Genomic DNA, 15,449 nt, shown 5'->3' with positions numbered 1-15,449 from the left:
AGTTTGGCTGTTTAACAAAAATATATCAATAAAAAAGCCCCTACAAATAGGGGCTTCATCTTATATTTCCTGAGCTTAAGCTTTTAATACTCGCTTAATTTCATCTAGGCTGGTCGGGTCGTCTATTGTCGATGGCACCGTGTATTGTTCCCCATCCGCGATTTGACGAATTGTCCTACGCAAGATTTTTCCTGATCGAGTCTTAGGTAATCGCTCAACTACCAACGCATGTTTAAAGCAGGCTACCGCACCAATTTCATCACGAACCTTACCCACCAACTCACCTTCAAGCTGAATGTCATCAACCTTAACGCCATCTTTAAGTACCACAAGACCAAGGGGCATCTGGCCCTTCAAGTCGTCATGTACGCCGACTACCGCACATTCAGCAATAGCCGGGTGACCGCCGACGATTTCTTCCATTTCGCCTGTCGATAAACGATGCCCAGCAACGTTAATCACATCATCAATACGCCCCATGATGAATAAATAGCCGTCTTCATCAAGGTAACCACCATCACCAGATACGTAGTAACCTGGGAACTGGCTAAGATATCCCGATTCGAAACGATCGTGGTTACGCCATACCGTAGGCAGACAACTTGGTGGAAGTGGGCGCTTAAGAGCCACAAAACCTTGTTGATTCGCTTTTACACTCTCACCAAGCTCATTAAGGATTTCGACCTGATAACCTGGAATTGGCTTAGTCGCAGAGCCCGCTTTCACTGGCATAAACTCTATACCAGCCGGATTACCGGCAATTGCCCAACCTGTTTCTGTCTGCCACCAATGATCAATTACTGGCTTATCCGCTTTACTTTCTACCCACTCTAGAGTTGGCGGATCAAGGCGCTCACCAGCCATAAAGATACTAGTGAGCTTTGACAAGTCATACTGCTTAACACAATTACCGTCAGGGTCTTCTTTCTTAATTGCGCGGAATGCAGTTGGCGCTGAGAAGAGTACATCTACCTCATACTCTTCACACACTCGCCAGAAAGCGCCCGGATCTGGAGTACGAACTGGTTTACCTTCAAACAGTACCGTTGTACAGCCGTGAATCAGTGGGGCGTAAACAATGTAAGAGTGACCAACCACCCAACCGACGTCCGATGCAGCCCAAAAGACGCCATCTTGAGGAATGTTGTAGATAGAGGTCATTGAGTACTTCATCGCGACCGCATGACCGCCATTATCACGTACAACGCCTTTCGGTTTCCCTGTCGTGCCCGAGGTATAGAGGATGTAAAGTGGATCGGTCGCTAAAACGGGCACACAAGCATGAGGAAGCGCAGCATCATAAGCCGATGACCAATCTACATCTCGTTCATTATTGAGCTCGGCTTTACACTGAGATCGTTGCAAGACCAATACACTCTCTGGCTTCCAACGACTGTCCATAATCGCTTTATCCACCAGCGGCTTATATGGAATGACTTTGGCCACTTCAATCCCGCAAGAAGCGGTCATAACCACTTTTGGCTCGGCATCTTCAAGGCGCACTGCAAGCTCGTTAGCGGCAAAGCCACCAAATACCACCGAGTGAATCGCACCAAGTCGAGCACATGCCAGCATCGCCATTGCAGCTTCTGGTATCATCGGCATGTAGATGACGACTCGGTCACCTTTGGTTACGCCTTGTCGCGCAAGCATACCTGCTATTTTGGCGACTTTGTCTCGCAGCTGACAATACGTGTATTGCTGCTTTGTCCCAGTCACTGGGGAATCGTAGATTAAGGCAACCTTATCACCACGCCCCTGTTCACAATGGTAGTCCAGCGCTAACCATGAGGTGTTAAGAACGCCATCTGGAAACCATCGCTCTATGCCGTTCTCATCGCTCGCTAGAATCGTTTCCGGGGTTTTAAACCAATCAATATTGTTCGCCTGTGCGCCCCAAAATGATTCCGGTTCACTGAGTGCCCATTGATATTCTTTCTGATATGCAGACATATTGCTTCCTCCAGTATGTCCTGACATTGCTTTATTTATGTCGTTAGGCAATTGACTTAGTGCCAATTACTCAAAGATATCGGAGGGTACACGCACAAAGCCCTCCATTAAGATGCGAGCGCTTCGGCTCATTGATGCTTTTTCTGCTGTCCAACCATCGCCAGCGTTCAGCGCTTTGGCACCGACTTTAAGTGTGCCTGACGGATGGCCAAACGTGACGGACTCTCGCTCACCGCCACCACAGGCACTATTCACTAACGTGCCGGGAACGCATGCTGCGACAGCGATGGCAACCGCCGCGGTGCCCATCATTGCATGGTGGAGTTTCCCCATCGATAAAGCTCGTACCAACAGATCAACTTCTTGTTTATCGATTTTCTTACCACTCGATGAGATATAGCTTTTTGGCTGTGATACAAACGCAATTTTAGGCGTGTGCTGGCGGCTACTGGCTTGCTCTAGAGACTCAATGAGGCCCATTTTTAACGCGCCATAGGCTCGGATGGTTTCAAAGCGGTCTAATGCTGCTTGATCATTGTTGATCGCCTCTTGTAGCTCGGTGCCTTGATAACTTAGTGCCTCAGCATCAATAAAGATGGTCGGTATACCCGCATTAATCAGGGTCGCATTGAAGGTCCCTACGTTAGGCACTTCCAAGGAGTCCAACTCGTTACCAGTCGGGAACATACTCCCTTCACTTGCTCCCGGAGACATAAAGTCTACTTGTATTTCAGCAGCAGGAAACGTCACGCCATCAAGTTTAAACAATCCTGTTTCTTGAACGCAGCCGTCAACAATCGGAACATGAACGACAATGCTCTTGGCGATATTTACCTGCCACACTCGCACCTCTACGATACCGCTGTGAGGAATGCGATGTGGGTCAATCAGACCAGCATGAATCGCAAAAGGCCCAACAGCGGCAGACAGATTGCCGCAATTTCCACTCCAATCAACAAACGGTTTATCGATTGATACTTGCCCAAACAGATAGTCCACATCGTGATCAGGTCGAGTACTTTTCGAAACAATCACTGTCTTGCTGGTGCTTGATGTTGCCCCACCCATACCGTCGATTTGTTTACCATAAGGATCAGGGCTACCAATAACGCGCAGCAATAATTTGTCCCTCGCTTGACCTGGTTCTTGAGCTTGCGCGGGAAGATCTTCGAGGTTAAAAAAGACTCCTTTACTGGTACCTCCGCGCATATAGGTAGCGGGAACCTTAATTTGACTTGATGTCATGATTCACTCCTACCTATTGCGCTAAAAAGTCTTGAGCAAAGCGCTGTAACACGCCGCCCGCTTTATAGACATTCACTTCGTCTTCAGTATCTAAACGACACGTTACCGGAACATCGATTTTTTCACCGTTTACTCGGGTGACCACGAGCGCTAAGTCCGCTCCCGGTGTTATTTCACCAAGCACATCATAAAGCTCGCTACCATCTAGCTGGAGGGTCTTGCGATCTGTGCCTGCTTTAAATTGCAGTGGCAATACGCCCATACCCACCAGGTTCGTTCTGTGAATACGCTCAAAACCTTCTGCTGCAATGGCTTCAACGCCCGCTAAGCGAACACCTTTCGCAGCCCAATCGCGTGATGAACCTTGGCCATAATCCGCACCTGCGATAATGATCAGCGGCTGCTTACGCTGCATATAGGTTTCTATCGCTTCCCACATACGAGTCACCTGACCTTCAGGCTCGATTCTCGCTAGTGATCCTTGAACCACTTCGCCATCCTCTAATACCATTTCATTGAATAATTTAGGATTAGCAAACGTTGCACGCTGCGCGGTTAAGTGATCGCCTCGGTGGGTCGCATAAGAGTTGAAATCTTCCTCCGGCACATCCATGGATGCTAAGTATTCACCGGCAGCGCTGCTGGCTAAAATAGCGTTGGAAGGCGATAAGTGATCAGTGGTGATGTTATCCCCTAGTACAGCTAGAGGACGCATACCAGACAGGCTACGCTCTCCCGCCAGCGCACCTTCCCAATAAGGAGGCCTGCGTATATAGGTGCTCTTTGGTCGCCAGTCGTATAAAGGATTGCTGCTGCGCTCATCGTCATCAAGCTTAAACATTTGGATATAGACCTGTTTGAACTGCTCGGGTTTGACGTGCTTACCCACGACAGCATCAATCTCTTCGTCCGTCGGCCATAGATCATGGAGGTAAACTGGATTGCCACTTTGGTCAGTGCCTAATGAATCACGTTCAATATCGAAACGCATCGTTCCTGCCAATGCATAGGCCACCACGAGTGGAGGTGAGGCAAGAAACGCCTGTTTTGCATAAGGATGGATACGCCCATCAAAGTTACGATTTCCTGATAACACAGCCGTTGTATAGACATCTCGCTCGATAATCTCTTGCTGAATCTCAGGGTCGAGTGCGCCACTCATGCCATTACATGTCGTACACGCATAGGCCACAATACCAAAGCCAAGCTTTTCCAATTCAGGTAACAGCCCGGCATCTTCTAAGTAAAGTTTGGCAACCTTTGATCCCGGAGCGAATGAAGACTTCACCCAAGGTTTTCTAATTAGGCCGAGCTCATTGGCTTTCTTAGCCACAAGGCCCGCTGCAACCACATTACGGGGGTTACTGGTATTGGTGCATGATGTGATCGCCGCAATAATTACCGCGCCATCTGGCAATTGCTGAGAAGACTGCTCTTCTATCGCATTACCTGCAATGCCGCGTGCAACAAGCTCAGAGGTAGGAAGTCGACGATGAGGGTTCGATGGCCCCGCCATATTGCGAGTTACCTGAGACAAATCAAACTCAAGCACACGCTCATACTGAGCCGTTTCCAAATCATCAGCCCACAAGCCAGTTTGCTTAGCGTACTGCTCTACCAGTGCAACCTGCTCTTCATCACGACCAGTCAACTTAAGGTAATTGATTGTCTGCTCATCAATATAGAACATACCCGCAGTGGCACCGTATTCTGGCGTCATATTAGATATTGTCGCTCGGTCGCCAATCGTAAGATCTCTTGCTCCCTCGCCAAAAAATTCAAGGTAAGAAGAAACCACACGTTCATTGCGCAGAAACTCAGTGATTGCTAAGACGATATCCGTCGCGGTAATACCCGGTTGGCGCTTACCTGTAAGTTTCACGCCGACAATATCTGGCAGTCTCATCATCGAAGGACGCCCTAACATTACCGTTTCCGCTTCTAAGCCACCAACACCGATAGCAATGACGCCTAATGCGTCAACATGAGGCGTATGACTATCAGTCCCCACACAAGTATCTGGGTATGCAATCCCTTGTTTCGCTTGGACAACTGGCGACATTTTCTCTAAGTTGATCTGATGCATGATGCCGTTACCCGCAGGTATCACGCTGACATTTTCAAATGCCGTTTTACACCACTCAATAAAATGAAATCTGTCTTCATTGCGCCGTTCTTCAATCGCGCGGTTTTTCTCAAATGCATCAGGATCGTACCCGCCATGCTCAACCGCAAGTGAGTGATCAACAATGAGTTGCGTTTCGACCACAGGGTTCACCTTAGCGGGATCGCCACCCTGCTCTGCAATGGCATCTCTTAGACCAGCAAGATCGACAAGTGCAGTCTGGCCAAGGATGTCATGACACACCACACGGGCCGGATACCAAGGAAAATCGAGGTCTCGCTTACGATAAATAAGCTGCTCTAGGCTTTGATTCAGTTTGCTAGACTCACAGCGTCTAACCAATTGTTCGGCTAATACGCGGGAGGTATAAGGTAGCTTTTCATACGCACCATCAGATAGTGCATTGACCGCTTCTCTGGCATCGAAATAGTCAAGTTCGGTTCCAGAGAGCGCTTTACGGTATAAAGTGTTATTGCTCATATCTGCTTCCATTCAGGTAATAGGTTATTCGCCTCACCGCTTTGTGAGGCGAATCGTTGTCAATTACCTAGCCGCTTAGCGACTTTCGATATCAACCCAGTCTTGATGATCAGGTCCGGTATAATCCGCACTTGGGCGAATAATGCGGTTATTCGCGCGTTGCTCATAGACATGCGCAGCCCAACCCGTCAATCGACTCATCACGAAGATTGGCGTGAACAATTTTGTCGGAATATCCATAAAGTGATAAGCAGAAGCGTGGAAGAAGTCCGCATTACAGAACAGACCTTTTTCGCGTTTCATTACGGATTCTACACGTTCAGACACCGCATAAAGGTGCGTGTCGCCCACCGCTAAAGACAACTCTTTCGACCAACGTTTGATAAGCGCATTTCTTGGGTCACTTTCACGATAGATAGCATGACCAAAGCCCATAATTTTGTCTTTGTTAGCTAACATCTGCATGATGTTGTTTTCCGCTTCTTCTGGCGTTTGCCAATCTTGGATCATCTCCATTGCGGCTTCATTTGCACCACCATGCAGAGGGCCACGCAGCGTACCAATTGCTGCGGTAATGCATGAGTGAATATCAGATAGCGTCGACGCACACACGCGTGCTGCAAAGGTTGAAGCATTAAATTCATGCTCTGCGTATAGGATTAGCGAACAGTGCATCACTTGTTTATGAATCTCTGTTGGCTCTTTATCCGTTAACATCTTAAGGAAGTAGCCGCCAATACAAGGCTCAGATTGGTCTTGGGTATCGATGCGAACGCCGTCATGACTAAAGCGATACCAGTAACAGATGATGGCAGGAAATAGTGCCAACATTCGCTCTGTCGCATCGAGTTGCTGGTCAAAACTCATTTCTTGCTCAAGATTGCCCAGTACTGAACACCCCGTCCGCATGACATCCATTGGGTGAGCCGATGCCGGAATCAATTCAAGCGCTTGTTTAAGCTCGGCTGGTAAGCCACGCAAACTTGTTAAGCGCGTTTTATATTCATCCAGCTCTTTCTGATTCGGTAAGTGACCGCGTAACAGTAAATGGGCGACTTCTTCAAACTGAGCGTTATTGGCCAGATCGGTGATATCATAACCGCGATAAGTTAACCCTGTCCCCGTTTTCCCGACAGTACACAAAGCTGTGCTACCAGCGCTTTGACCACGTAGGCCTGCGCCACCTAACTCTTCATTCTTTTTTGATGATAGAGGCATTTTTTGAACTCCTTTTCTGTTTGATCTCGCTCTCTTATCGGAGCATTTTGTTATCAAACAATTTCACGTTATTGGTTTGGTTCCGAAACTCTTTTCTTGGGCTTCCGTTTGTTTCTACTTTCCTTCAGAAAACAGCTGATCAAGCTTATCTTCATAATCATGGTATTTAAGATGGGTATAGAGCTCTTTGCGCGTTTGCATAGCATCAGTCAACGCTTCTTGATTGCCCACTTCTAACAGATGTTTGTAGACCATCTCAGCCGCTTTGTTCATCGCACGGAATGCACTGAGTGGATAAAGCACCATGTCGACCTTTGACTTCGCCAGTTCTTCACAGCCATACAACGGCGTTTGACCAAACTCAGTAATATTGGCCAGTATTGGCACATGCTTGCCTGTTGCCTGCTCCAGAGCCTCAGAGAATTGAACGTATTGATCTAGGCGGCTCATCGCTTCCGGGAAAATCATATCGGCTCCCGCTTCAACACAAGCGATCGCTCTCTCAATCGCACGATCAATGCCTTCGACAGCCAGTGCATCTGTTCTCGCCATGACAACAAAACTTTCATCGGTTCGCGCATCAACGGCCGCTTTCACCCGATCAACCATCTCTTGCTGGCTAACAATCGCTTTATTGGGTCTGTGACCACAGCGTTTCTGCGCTACTTGGTCTTCCATATGAACCGCACCAGCACCCGCTTTTTCCATCGCCTTGATGGTACGTGCAATATTGAAAGCACCACCAAAACCGGTATCAATATCGACAAGTAACGGTAAGTCACATGCATTGGTGATACGCTCTACATCGACAAGAACATCATTAAGCGTGGTAATACCCAAATCAGGTAGTCCGTACGATGCGTTGGCAATCCCGCCACCAGAAAGATAGATCGCTTGGTGGCCTAAATTTTTTGCCATCATGGCGCAATAAGGGTTAATCGTACCCACGATTTGTAATGGGTCATTTTGTTCAACCGCGAGCCTGAACTTAGCTCCTTGAGATAAACTCATGTTGTCTTCCTCTAGTCCCTTAGGATTTGTTGCTCAATCAAGGTTCGGCTGCCCGAAATATGACGCCTCATCAGCATCTCTGCTAACTCTTCATCTCTATTTCGAATCGCCTGTAATATGTATTTATGCTCATCTAGTGCCTCAACTGGTCGAGACTGAGCTCTTGGAGATTGGTAACGATACATGCGCAGTAAGTGGTAAAGCTCATCACAAAGCAGTGAGATGAGCTTGCTGTTTCGGCTGGCCAATATAATGCGGTAGTGGAAATCAAAGTCGCCATGTTGATGGAAGTACGACGCCCCCTCAACTTCATCAATGTGCTTAGAGTGTGTCGACAATACTGACTCTAGACCAAGCAACTCTTCTTCAGTAATGTGTCTCGCTGCCAGTCTCGCTGCCATGCCTTCTAACGCTTCACGCACCGAATACAGCTCAATGAGTTTCTCAGGAGAGAAAGTGATCACTCTTGCACCTACATGCGGGATGCGTTCGATGAGGCCAAGGCCTTCAATACGCATGATTGCCTCTCTCAGCGGACCGCGACTGACTTGATATAACTTGGCTAACTCAGGCTCTGAAATCTTACTACCCGGCGCTATCTCGCCGCTGACTATCGCTTCTATCAAAGACTCAGTAAGGCTTTCAGATTTGGTATTTTCCTTATCCGTAGCACCTTCTTTTTGTCGAGTTTTAAGTTCTATATTCATGATCAATACACTCGCGTTAGGAAACCACACTGTCTACAATTTGTTCTGATGTATCTAAAATAGACCACAACATTGTCGACAATCAAGAAGATTGTCGACAATTTAGACTAAGGTATAAAGTATTGGACGTTATGAGCTAGGTAACGCGATGTATGCAACAATACGGCTAATGTGACGTACGCGGCTTTATTGATCTTTCTGCAGTGAGTCGTTGTCCTATTCAGATTAGTATCTGAAAACCATCAGCTATTCTCGTAAACTAAACCATATGTACGTTAGTAAAGCCCTCACGTGTAGCGCGCTCACCACAAGCTTACTCCTAAGCGGATGCGCTTTTTTCTCAGCCCCAGAGCGTGAGCCTTATTACCCTCTCCTAAGTGAAGCGACATATTCTGATGAAGAGATAGCTGTGATTGAATCAAACAATGTTCTCAAATCAGCGATCAAGCAAAACGCGTTAATCAGCATAGAAAAACAAAATGAGATCGAAGCATCCTTCAACAAAGTGTTTGCTGAAGTAGAAAACAGTGAAGGATTTTCATTCGAAGACTTAAAAACACCATCTTTTCATTACGCTTTAAAGACGATAGTTCAGCAGTTTTCTTGCGAGGTTTATGCTAGCCAACAAGATGCTAATACCATTCAACTCTGCCCACAAAACGAAAAGATTGTAGACAATAATTTGTCCTACCTTCCGTTTAACGATGGGATAAGAGTAATCCAGCGCTTGGCGGCTGATGAGGTAAATGACGAAGGCACACTACAACTAGAGATGTTCTTAAAAAGTACCCACGAGCGTCCCCTCGAATCGCTTTGGGGCGCCGTGCATGAATTAGGTAGGTTTAAAGGTAGTCAGTTATCAGCTGAGAGTTTAGTCCTAACAGTCAATCTCTCTGCGTATAAAAAAGACCGTTACGCTCATGCGTGGCGATCTGCTTACCATGAACCACTGGTTTTCTTTGTAGTTCTTCCGCCGGTCGACGAGATCGCCACACAACCCAATGAAGTTGCCAGCATGGCATATAGCTTAAACAAGGCGAAGCTTATTGCCGCAGATAGCCGTGAATAGGCATAGCGAAAAAAGGAACTCGATTGAGTTCCTTTTTTGGTTTCATACATAATCGTGACTATTGCGTATATTTATACTTAGCCATACTTGGGTCCATCATGCCTGCTTCAATCAAGTTTCGTTCAATCATCATCTCTTGTAGTTGTTTCAGTGAGTTGATATTGCCGTAGCCGCGCTTAATCTGATCGAAGGCTTCTTCTAACTTAGGTAGGTTTTCAGCGGTCATTTGCTCTGTGGCCGCTTCGCTCGACGCGAGGAACCACTCAACATCCTTCGTAATTTCTTGGATATGTACCAAGGTATCTCGCAATTTATCTTGATAGTGATTCACTTCTTGAATGGCAGAAAAGTATGCAGCCCATGCCTGCATACGCTCTAAGGTTGCCCCTTCACTTGAGTCCATGCTGACTATCGTTTGTGATAGTTTATTTCTCGATGAATTAATCGCCTCTTTGAGCTTAAATAGCCTTAAACTCAATTCATCGGCTTTTTTAGGCAGTAGCTTAATTTCGTATTTAACAAGCTTTCGAATCGCATGCATCTTTTGATCGCGTTTTTGGGCCGAGTTCACAAACACTTGATGATCCACTTTTCCGACAGGATTGACCTTAAGTTGCTTTCTAGCCGATTCTATTTTTTTAGAAAGCAAAGACTTAACGCCTTTTTTTGAGCCTTCTTCCCAAGCTTTTCTCGATGCGGCCTTCAAAGCGGCACCACCCGCAGTTTCAAGTAAAGCGGCCCCTTCTTTACTGCCTGGAAACGGGATCATCCCAATACCGGTTTTCACCCCTTTTTGAACCACGTCCATCGCGACCATTTTTTTGTCACGTTTAACCCAGTTCTTCGCAGATTGATACTTATTGCCAAACTTTCGCGACCAACTTTTATGGTATGACGCACTTTCCTTTTCTACATGATTCAGGAATTCCTTTGCCATTCTTTTAGCGTCTGAGCTCGCCATTTCTCTCTCCTTATAATTATCTAATTTATAAGATAATAGTGAATTTAATTTATTTCAGAATCAATACCTGCTACTTTTTAATGAATTATTAACAATAAATCACAAATCATTGTTTAGAGTAGACTTACTCAAACGGGAAGTCAGTAATAAGGAAGTGCCATGGCTGAGAACTTTTCCGCCACCTCCGGTCCAATGTCAGCAAAAGATTACCAAGGGCAGGATCATGCAATAAGCCAATTTTCTGTTACCCAAACCCTATCTGAACCATTTTTAGTGACCGCCACTCTTATTTCGAATAGTTTTGATATTCAGAATCAACTTGGTCAACTGCTCACCATTAACCGCTATTCAAACGTCTCAGGCAGCTCGACGCTATCTCGCTCATACAACGGCATTGTTACTGGTGTGAAAAGCTTGGGGATGGATGGCAACCTGCAGTTCGCTCTGTATGAAGTGACACTCAAACCTTGGTTAGAGCTTCTGAAACATACCCATTCATTTCGTGTGTATCAGAATCAATCAACCAAAGATATTGTCAGTGATATTTTTGATAATGCAGGCTTCAAAGGCTGCTACAAAGCCGCGAAAATGCCGACCACCAAGCGCGAATATTGCCTTCAATATAATGAATCCGACTATGACTTTGTAACGCGTTTACTCGCTGAAGAAGGCGTCTCGTACTATTTCACTCATTCCGACAAAGATCATACGTTAGTACTACAAGATGCTCAGTCCCCGTTTGATAAAGCAAGCGACGCAAAGTTTGATATGGTCGAAACCCCAAGTGGTTCTTTGCCACTTATCGAAACTTGGTCCCCTGTTTTGTCATTCCACGGCGCAAGCGTTGAGTTAGCCGCCTACGACTACAGCCAGTCAAAATTGGTATCGAGTAAAGCTCAAAAGAGCAATCATACAATAGCGAATAACACCAAACTGGCTAACCGGCACTATCCCCCACAAGGGGTTTCTGGTGATAAAACAGATCTAGCAAGTAATCTTGCAAAGAGACGTATTGGTTACTTGGAGCAAAACTATGAGAAAGTCATCGCGACCGCGAAGCATGACCTTTTTGACGTCGCGACCTGGTTTTCATTAGCTAGCCACTTAGACAAATCTCAGTTGGCTGATTATTCAATCATTTCGGTGGCAACCCAATACACTGAAGATGTCGTGTGTAGTACCCAGATTACTGCGATTCCAAAAACAACCTCTTACTATCCGACACCGATTGAAAAAAGTCGCGTTCATGGTCTTCAAAGTGCAACAGTCGCCGGTTCTAGCGCTGGAGACATAAACCAAGATGATCAAGGACGAGTCTACATTCAGTTTCATTGGGACACAAAATCGAGCGGCGATAAAACCAGTTGTTACGTTCGTGTCGCGCAAATGCTGGCCGGGAATGGCTACGGAACGCAATTTGTCCCTCGTACGGGTCAAGAAGTGTTGGTCTCATTTATTGATGGTGACCCTGACCAACCGATCATCACTGGTAGTGTCTACAACAGCAAAAATGCGCCGCCATACAAAGAAGCTAATACCACCAAAAGCGGCATTAAGACCAAGTTAAGTGGTCAATCTAATGAGCTCTATTTCGATGACAAGAAGGATAACGAACTTATCTATCTCCATGCAGCGAAAGATTTGACCAACGAAATCGAAAACAATCACATCGAAACGATCAAAGGCGAACTGGCGCAGACCGTTACCAAGCAGATGGCGATCAAGACGGAAGATAACTACACCTTATCCGTGACAAAGGCTCTTTCTGAAAAAGCTAAGACGATTACGTTAGAAGCCGATGACACAATTGATTTGAAGGTTGGCTCTAGCAAGATATCCATCTCGTCATCTTCCATCTCGATTGAAGCCAGTAGCATAGATATCAAAGCGAGTAATGCGCTCAACCTTCAAGGTACCAATGTCACCAGTAAAGCCACCTCTGCCAATAAAGTCAGTGGAACCACCACTGCACTTGAAGCGACCAGTTCAAACTCGATTAAAGGCTTAAGCGTGGCAATTAAGGCCGACACCACCCTATCCGCCGAAGGTTCACTCAGCGCGGAATTTAAGTCTGGCCTCAAAGCAACGTTTGATGGTGGTGTGATGGGCGAAGTTAAAGGCGCGATTGTCAAGGTAAACTAATGAGTTATAAAAAAATTCCATATCAGTCCTGCGGGCAGATTTTGCCGCGATTCAAAGCGTCAGAAGAGGCGATGGCCCTGCTAAATCCAGATCTGACGATTGACGACGCAATTCAAGCTTTACGCGAGAACGAACTCTACAATGACTTGATTCAATTCCTTGCACATGCGCTACCAGTTAGAGAAGCGATCTGGTGGGCTAGCCTATGTCTATTACAACGCAAGGACGTTTGGAGTGCTAGCCAAATGCAATGTATCCAAACAGCCCAGCAGTGGGTGCATTCCCCTAGCGAAGAACTAAGGCGTAAGGCAGAACTACTCTCTAACCGATTAGAACTCAACTGTGGCCCATCTTGGTTAGCTCAAGCAGTATTTTGGAACGGTTCGGGAAGCATTGTCTCCCCAGACTTACCCGTGGTGCTGCCCGACCCATTCTTGTTTGCCAAAGCGGTTGCAGGTGCAATTAACCATTCTGCTGCGTTACCAACTTGGAATAACGCAGATGACTACTATACTAATTCAATGACTTACGTTATCGATATCGCGTGCGGTGGCAATGGAGGAGCAGCATGACCTTAGCGGCAAGACTGACTGATATGCACGTTTGCCCAATGCAAACACCTGCCGTACCGCCAGTACCTCATGTCGGTGGCCCTATTACTGGCCCAGGAGTACCAACCGTGCTAGTTGGCAATATGCCGGCCGCGACAATGGGCGACATGTGCGTCTGTGTGGGCCCTCCAGATTCGATAATTAAAGGTAGCGCTACGGTACTAATTATGAACAAACCTGCAGCAAGAATGGGCGATACGACCGCGCACGGAGGCTCGATTGTCCTAGGAATGCCCACAGTGTTAATAGGTGGATAAACCATTTCACAAACAAGGATTTAGCAAATTTTAACCGTCCTCCGTCCAATTTTCTAGACACAGGTCACTATTTTGAGCAAATAGTAATTTTGGACGAGCCTTTTTATAAAATAACCCTAGACTATATCTATGCAGGAAAACTCCTAATCTAACAATTAAACAACCACTTGCATTAACCAAGCATTCACACTCAGGCAACGGAAGTCGTATGGTAGATATCGAAAGTTTATTGGCGCCAATTTCAGATGAGGCAGAAACAGGAACCTACCTGAAACTCGATCGATCGGCGTACCGTTCTCTCCGTAATAGCTACAACACGGCGCAATCTTCATTCCGCCAGCTCATTGAAACACCTGATGCATCCAGTGATGAAGTACTGCTAGACGCCAACGATTCCAATTGGGCTCAGTTAAGACAAGATACATTTGATGCTTTAACAAAGTCGACAAAAGACATTGAGCTTTTAGGTTGGTATATCGCCAGTCAGTTATTCACTGCGAAACCTTATCAAGCGCTCGCTGATTCAACCAAAGTACTAAGCGAGCTCGTTGAGCGCTACTGGTCTACGCTTCATCCGACCCTACCTGAAAATAAACTCAAGAGTAGTGACGAACAGGGTATCGCTAGAGAATTAGCTGAATTCAGAATTAAGCCTCTGCTCCAGCTCGTCGGTGAGAGTAACGACTCCACTGCTCTTTTCATGCCCCTGCAACTTATCAGCCTTGTTGATGAAGTAACCTATGGTGATTATTTACGGGCAGAGCGTTCCGGTGAGCTAGCAACACTTAAAGAGAAAGCCCAGAGCCAATTCTCACCTGAAGTTGAAGAGACAGTAATGCTTCTCTCGCAAAGCTATCAACACTTTTCACAAGCAGAAGCAGCGATCGCGAAAGAGTGTCAGGCAATTGGTGTTACACCAACTAGTTTTCGCTTTGTAAAAGCCAATATTGCAAACTCTATCAACGCTATTCGATTCTTAACTGAAGAGAAGTTTGCTAACTGGCCTCTTGACGATGAATACCTGCCGCGCAAAGAGGAAACTGTTGAAGAAGTACACATAGAAGTGACGCCTGAGGCTAACGTCAGCGAAGCTCCAGTGGACGCAACTACAGCGACTAACGTTACACAATCTGTCGAAGCCGCTACGCAAGTAAACACTGTCACGTCAAACCATGCGTCTCCATCTCCAAACCAAACTTTAGTGAGCAATGCTCCTACTTTTTCCAGCGTGGGTAACCTTGCTTCACGCGATCAAGCTTTCCAAGAGCTCAGAAAAATCGCTGAGTATTTCAAAGCGACCGAGCCGCATAGCCCAATTTCCTTCTTACTTGAACGAGCCATTCGCTGGGGCTACATGAGCCTACCCGAGCTCCTACAAGAAATGACGGGAGGAAACAGCAACGTAATGGAGCATATAAACCAATTAACGGGCATGGATAACTTAGACAAAGTTGACCTTGCTGATAAAGGAGAAGTTTTATCTCCGGCTGTAAACATGAGCAGCCCTGTGATTAATCATGCAGATGTCGCTCAAACGTCACCTTCTTCCGTTACCCTTCCTACAGAAGAGAGTGTACCAACTCAACCTATAAAAACTGAAGAAACCATCTCTAAGTCGCCAGACAGTCTTAGCGACTTTGAGTGGTAAATAATGCTAGATAGCAAAGGAG

General features: G+C 46.3%; 12 protein-coding genes. 5 read left to right on the top strand and 7 right to left on the bottom strand.

Annotation, left to right across the window (positions count from 1 at the left end; translation table 11 throughout):
- Window positions 1–75 precede the first annotated feature (75 nt).
- From ACHUFZ_RS00675 to ACHUFZ_RS00650, 6 genes are all read right to left on the bottom strand, one after another.
- On the bottom strand, window positions 76–1,953 hold the full coding sequence (locus ACHUFZ_RS00675; RefSeq protein WP_394125435.1) for a propionyl-CoA synthetase: 1,878 nt from the start codon (window positions 1,951–1,953) through the stop codon (window positions 76–78).
- 66 nt (window positions 1,954–2,019) lie between these two features.
- The gene (gene prpF, locus ACHUFZ_RS00670; protein ID WP_394125434.1) at window positions 2,020–3,198 is read right to left on the bottom strand and encodes a 2-methylaconitate cis-trans isomerase PrpF; all 1,179 of its coding nucleotides are present in this window, start codon (window positions 3,196–3,198) and stop codon (window positions 2,020–2,022) included.
- Between the two features lie 13 nt (window positions 3,199–3,211).
- Entirely contained in the window at window positions 3,212–5,803 is a 2,592-nt protein-coding gene (acnD, locus tag ACHUFZ_RS00665; protein WP_394125433.1) for a Fe/S-dependent 2-methylisocitrate dehydratase AcnD, read from the bottom strand.
- Between the two features lie 75 nt (window positions 5,804–5,878).
- On the bottom strand, window positions 5,879–7,021 hold the full coding sequence (gene prpC, locus ACHUFZ_RS00660) for a bifunctional 2-methylcitrate synthase/citrate synthase (protein WP_134836340.1): 1,143 nt from the start codon (window positions 7,019–7,021) through the stop codon (window positions 5,879–5,881).
- 114 nt (window positions 7,022–7,135) lie between these two features.
- The gene (gene prpB, locus ACHUFZ_RS00655; protein WP_394125432.1) at window positions 7,136–8,032 is read right to left on the bottom strand and encodes a methylisocitrate lyase; all 897 of its coding nucleotides are present in this window, start codon (window positions 8,030–8,032) and stop codon (window positions 7,136–7,138) included.
- 11 nt (window positions 8,033–8,043) lie between these two features.
- Window positions 8,044–8,739, bottom strand: a complete 696-nt coding sequence (locus tag ACHUFZ_RS00650) for a GntR family transcriptional regulator (RefSeq protein ID WP_394125431.1) — start codon at window positions 8,737–8,739, stop codon at window positions 8,044–8,046.
- A 409-nt stretch (window positions 8,740–9,148) separates the two neighbouring features.
- Here ACHUFZ_RS00650 and ACHUFZ_RS00645 point away from each other — a divergent pair, with 409 nt between their 5' ends.
- A complete protein-coding gene (locus tag ACHUFZ_RS00645) occupies window positions 9,149–9,808 on the top strand; it encodes a hypothetical protein (RefSeq protein WP_394125430.1) in 660 nt (219 codons plus the stop codon).
- Between the two features lie 58 nt (window positions 9,809–9,866).
- On the opposite strand, the gene ACHUFZ_RS00640 is transcribed toward ACHUFZ_RS00645, so the two are convergent.
- Complete coding sequence (locus ACHUFZ_RS00640; RefSeq protein WP_394125429.1) at window positions 9,867–10,769, bottom strand: hypothetical protein; 903 nt, start codon at window positions 10,767–10,769, stop codon at window positions 9,867–9,869.
- A 159-nt stretch (window positions 10,770–10,928) separates the two neighbouring features.
- Between ACHUFZ_RS00640 and ACHUFZ_RS00635 the strand changes: the two genes are divergently transcribed.
- The 4 genes from ACHUFZ_RS00635 to ACHUFZ_RS00620 all read left to right on the top strand — a co-directional run bounded on the left by ACHUFZ_RS00635 (window position 10,929) and on the right by ACHUFZ_RS00620 (window position 15,427).
- Entirely contained in the window at window positions 10,929–12,911 is a 1,983-nt protein-coding gene (locus ACHUFZ_RS00635) for a type VI secretion system Vgr family protein (protein WP_394125428.1), read from the top strand.
- Window positions 12,911–13,483 carry a DUF6931 family protein gene (locus ACHUFZ_RS00630; protein ID WP_394125427.1) on the top strand — a complete coding sequence of 191 codons (573 nt, stop codon included), beginning with the start codon at window positions 12,911–12,913 and terminating at the stop codon, window positions 13,481–13,483. The genes ACHUFZ_RS00635 and ACHUFZ_RS00630 overlap by 1 nt, the downstream gene beginning before the upstream one ends.
- The gene (locus tag ACHUFZ_RS00625) at window positions 13,480–13,779 is read left to right on the top strand and encodes a PAAR domain-containing protein (protein ID WP_394125426.1); all 300 of its coding nucleotides are present in this window, start codon (window positions 13,480–13,482) and stop codon (window positions 13,777–13,779) included. Before ACHUFZ_RS00630 ends, ACHUFZ_RS00625 begins: the two co-directional genes overlap by 4 nt.
- Before the next feature lie 208 nt (window positions 13,780–13,987).
- On the top strand, window positions 13,988–15,427 hold the full coding sequence (locus ACHUFZ_RS00620) for a type VI secretion system protein TssA (protein ID WP_394125425.1): 1,440 nt from the start codon (window positions 13,988–13,990) through the stop codon (window positions 15,425–15,427).
- Window positions 15,428–15,449: the final 22 nt, after the last annotated feature.

Origin of the sequence: Vibrio hepatarius, from assembly GCF_043642085.1 — a bacterium.
Classification (GTDB): Bacteria; Pseudomonadota; Gammaproteobacteria; order Enterobacterales; family Vibrionaceae; genus Vibrio; species Vibrio hepatarius_C.
The sequence above is the reverse complement of the archived record's forward strand: the minus strand, read 5'-3'. Positions and strand labels throughout refer to the sequence as shown.

Coding starts and splice junctions, on each gene's coding strand:
- ACHUFZ_RS00640 (WP_394125429.1), bottom strand. CDS start 10,769: ATGGCGAGCTCAGACGCTAAAAGAATGGCAAAGGAATTCCTGAATCAT.
- ACHUFZ_RS00620 (WP_394125425.1), top strand. CDS start 13,988: ATGGTAGATATCGAAAGTTTATTGGCGCCAATTTCAGATGAGGCAGAA.
- ACHUFZ_RS00625 (WP_394125426.1), top strand. CDS start 13,480: ATGACCTTAGCGGCAAGACTGACTGATATGCACGTTTGCCCAATGCAA.
- prpB (WP_394125432.1), bottom strand. CDS start 8,032: ATGAGTTTATCTCAAGGAGCTAAGTTCAGGCTCGCGGTTGAACAAAAT.
- ACHUFZ_RS00630 (WP_394125427.1), top strand. CDS start 12,911: ATGAGTTATAAAAAAATTCCATATCAGTCCTGCGGGCAGATTTTGCCG.
- ACHUFZ_RS00650 (WP_394125431.1), bottom strand. CDS start 8,739: ATGAATATAGAACTTAAAACTCGACAAAAAGAAGGTGCTACGGATAAG.
- ACHUFZ_RS00635 (WP_394125428.1), top strand. CDS start 10,929: ATGGCTGAGAACTTTTCCGCCACCTCCGGTCCAATGTCAGCAAAAGAT.
- prpC (WP_134836340.1), bottom strand. CDS start 7,021: ATGCCTCTATCATCAAAAAAGAATGAAGAGTTAGGTGGCGCAGGCCTA.
- prpF (WP_394125434.1), bottom strand. CDS start 3,198: ATGACATCAAGTCAAATTAAGGTTCCCGCTACCTATATGCGCGGAGGT.
- ACHUFZ_RS00675 (WP_394125435.1), bottom strand. CDS start 1,953: ATGTCTGCATATCAGAAAGAATATCAATGGGCACTCAGTGAACCGGAA.
- acnD (WP_394125433.1), bottom strand. CDS start 5,803: ATGAGCAATAACACTTTATACCGTAAAGCGCTCTCTGGAACCGAACTT.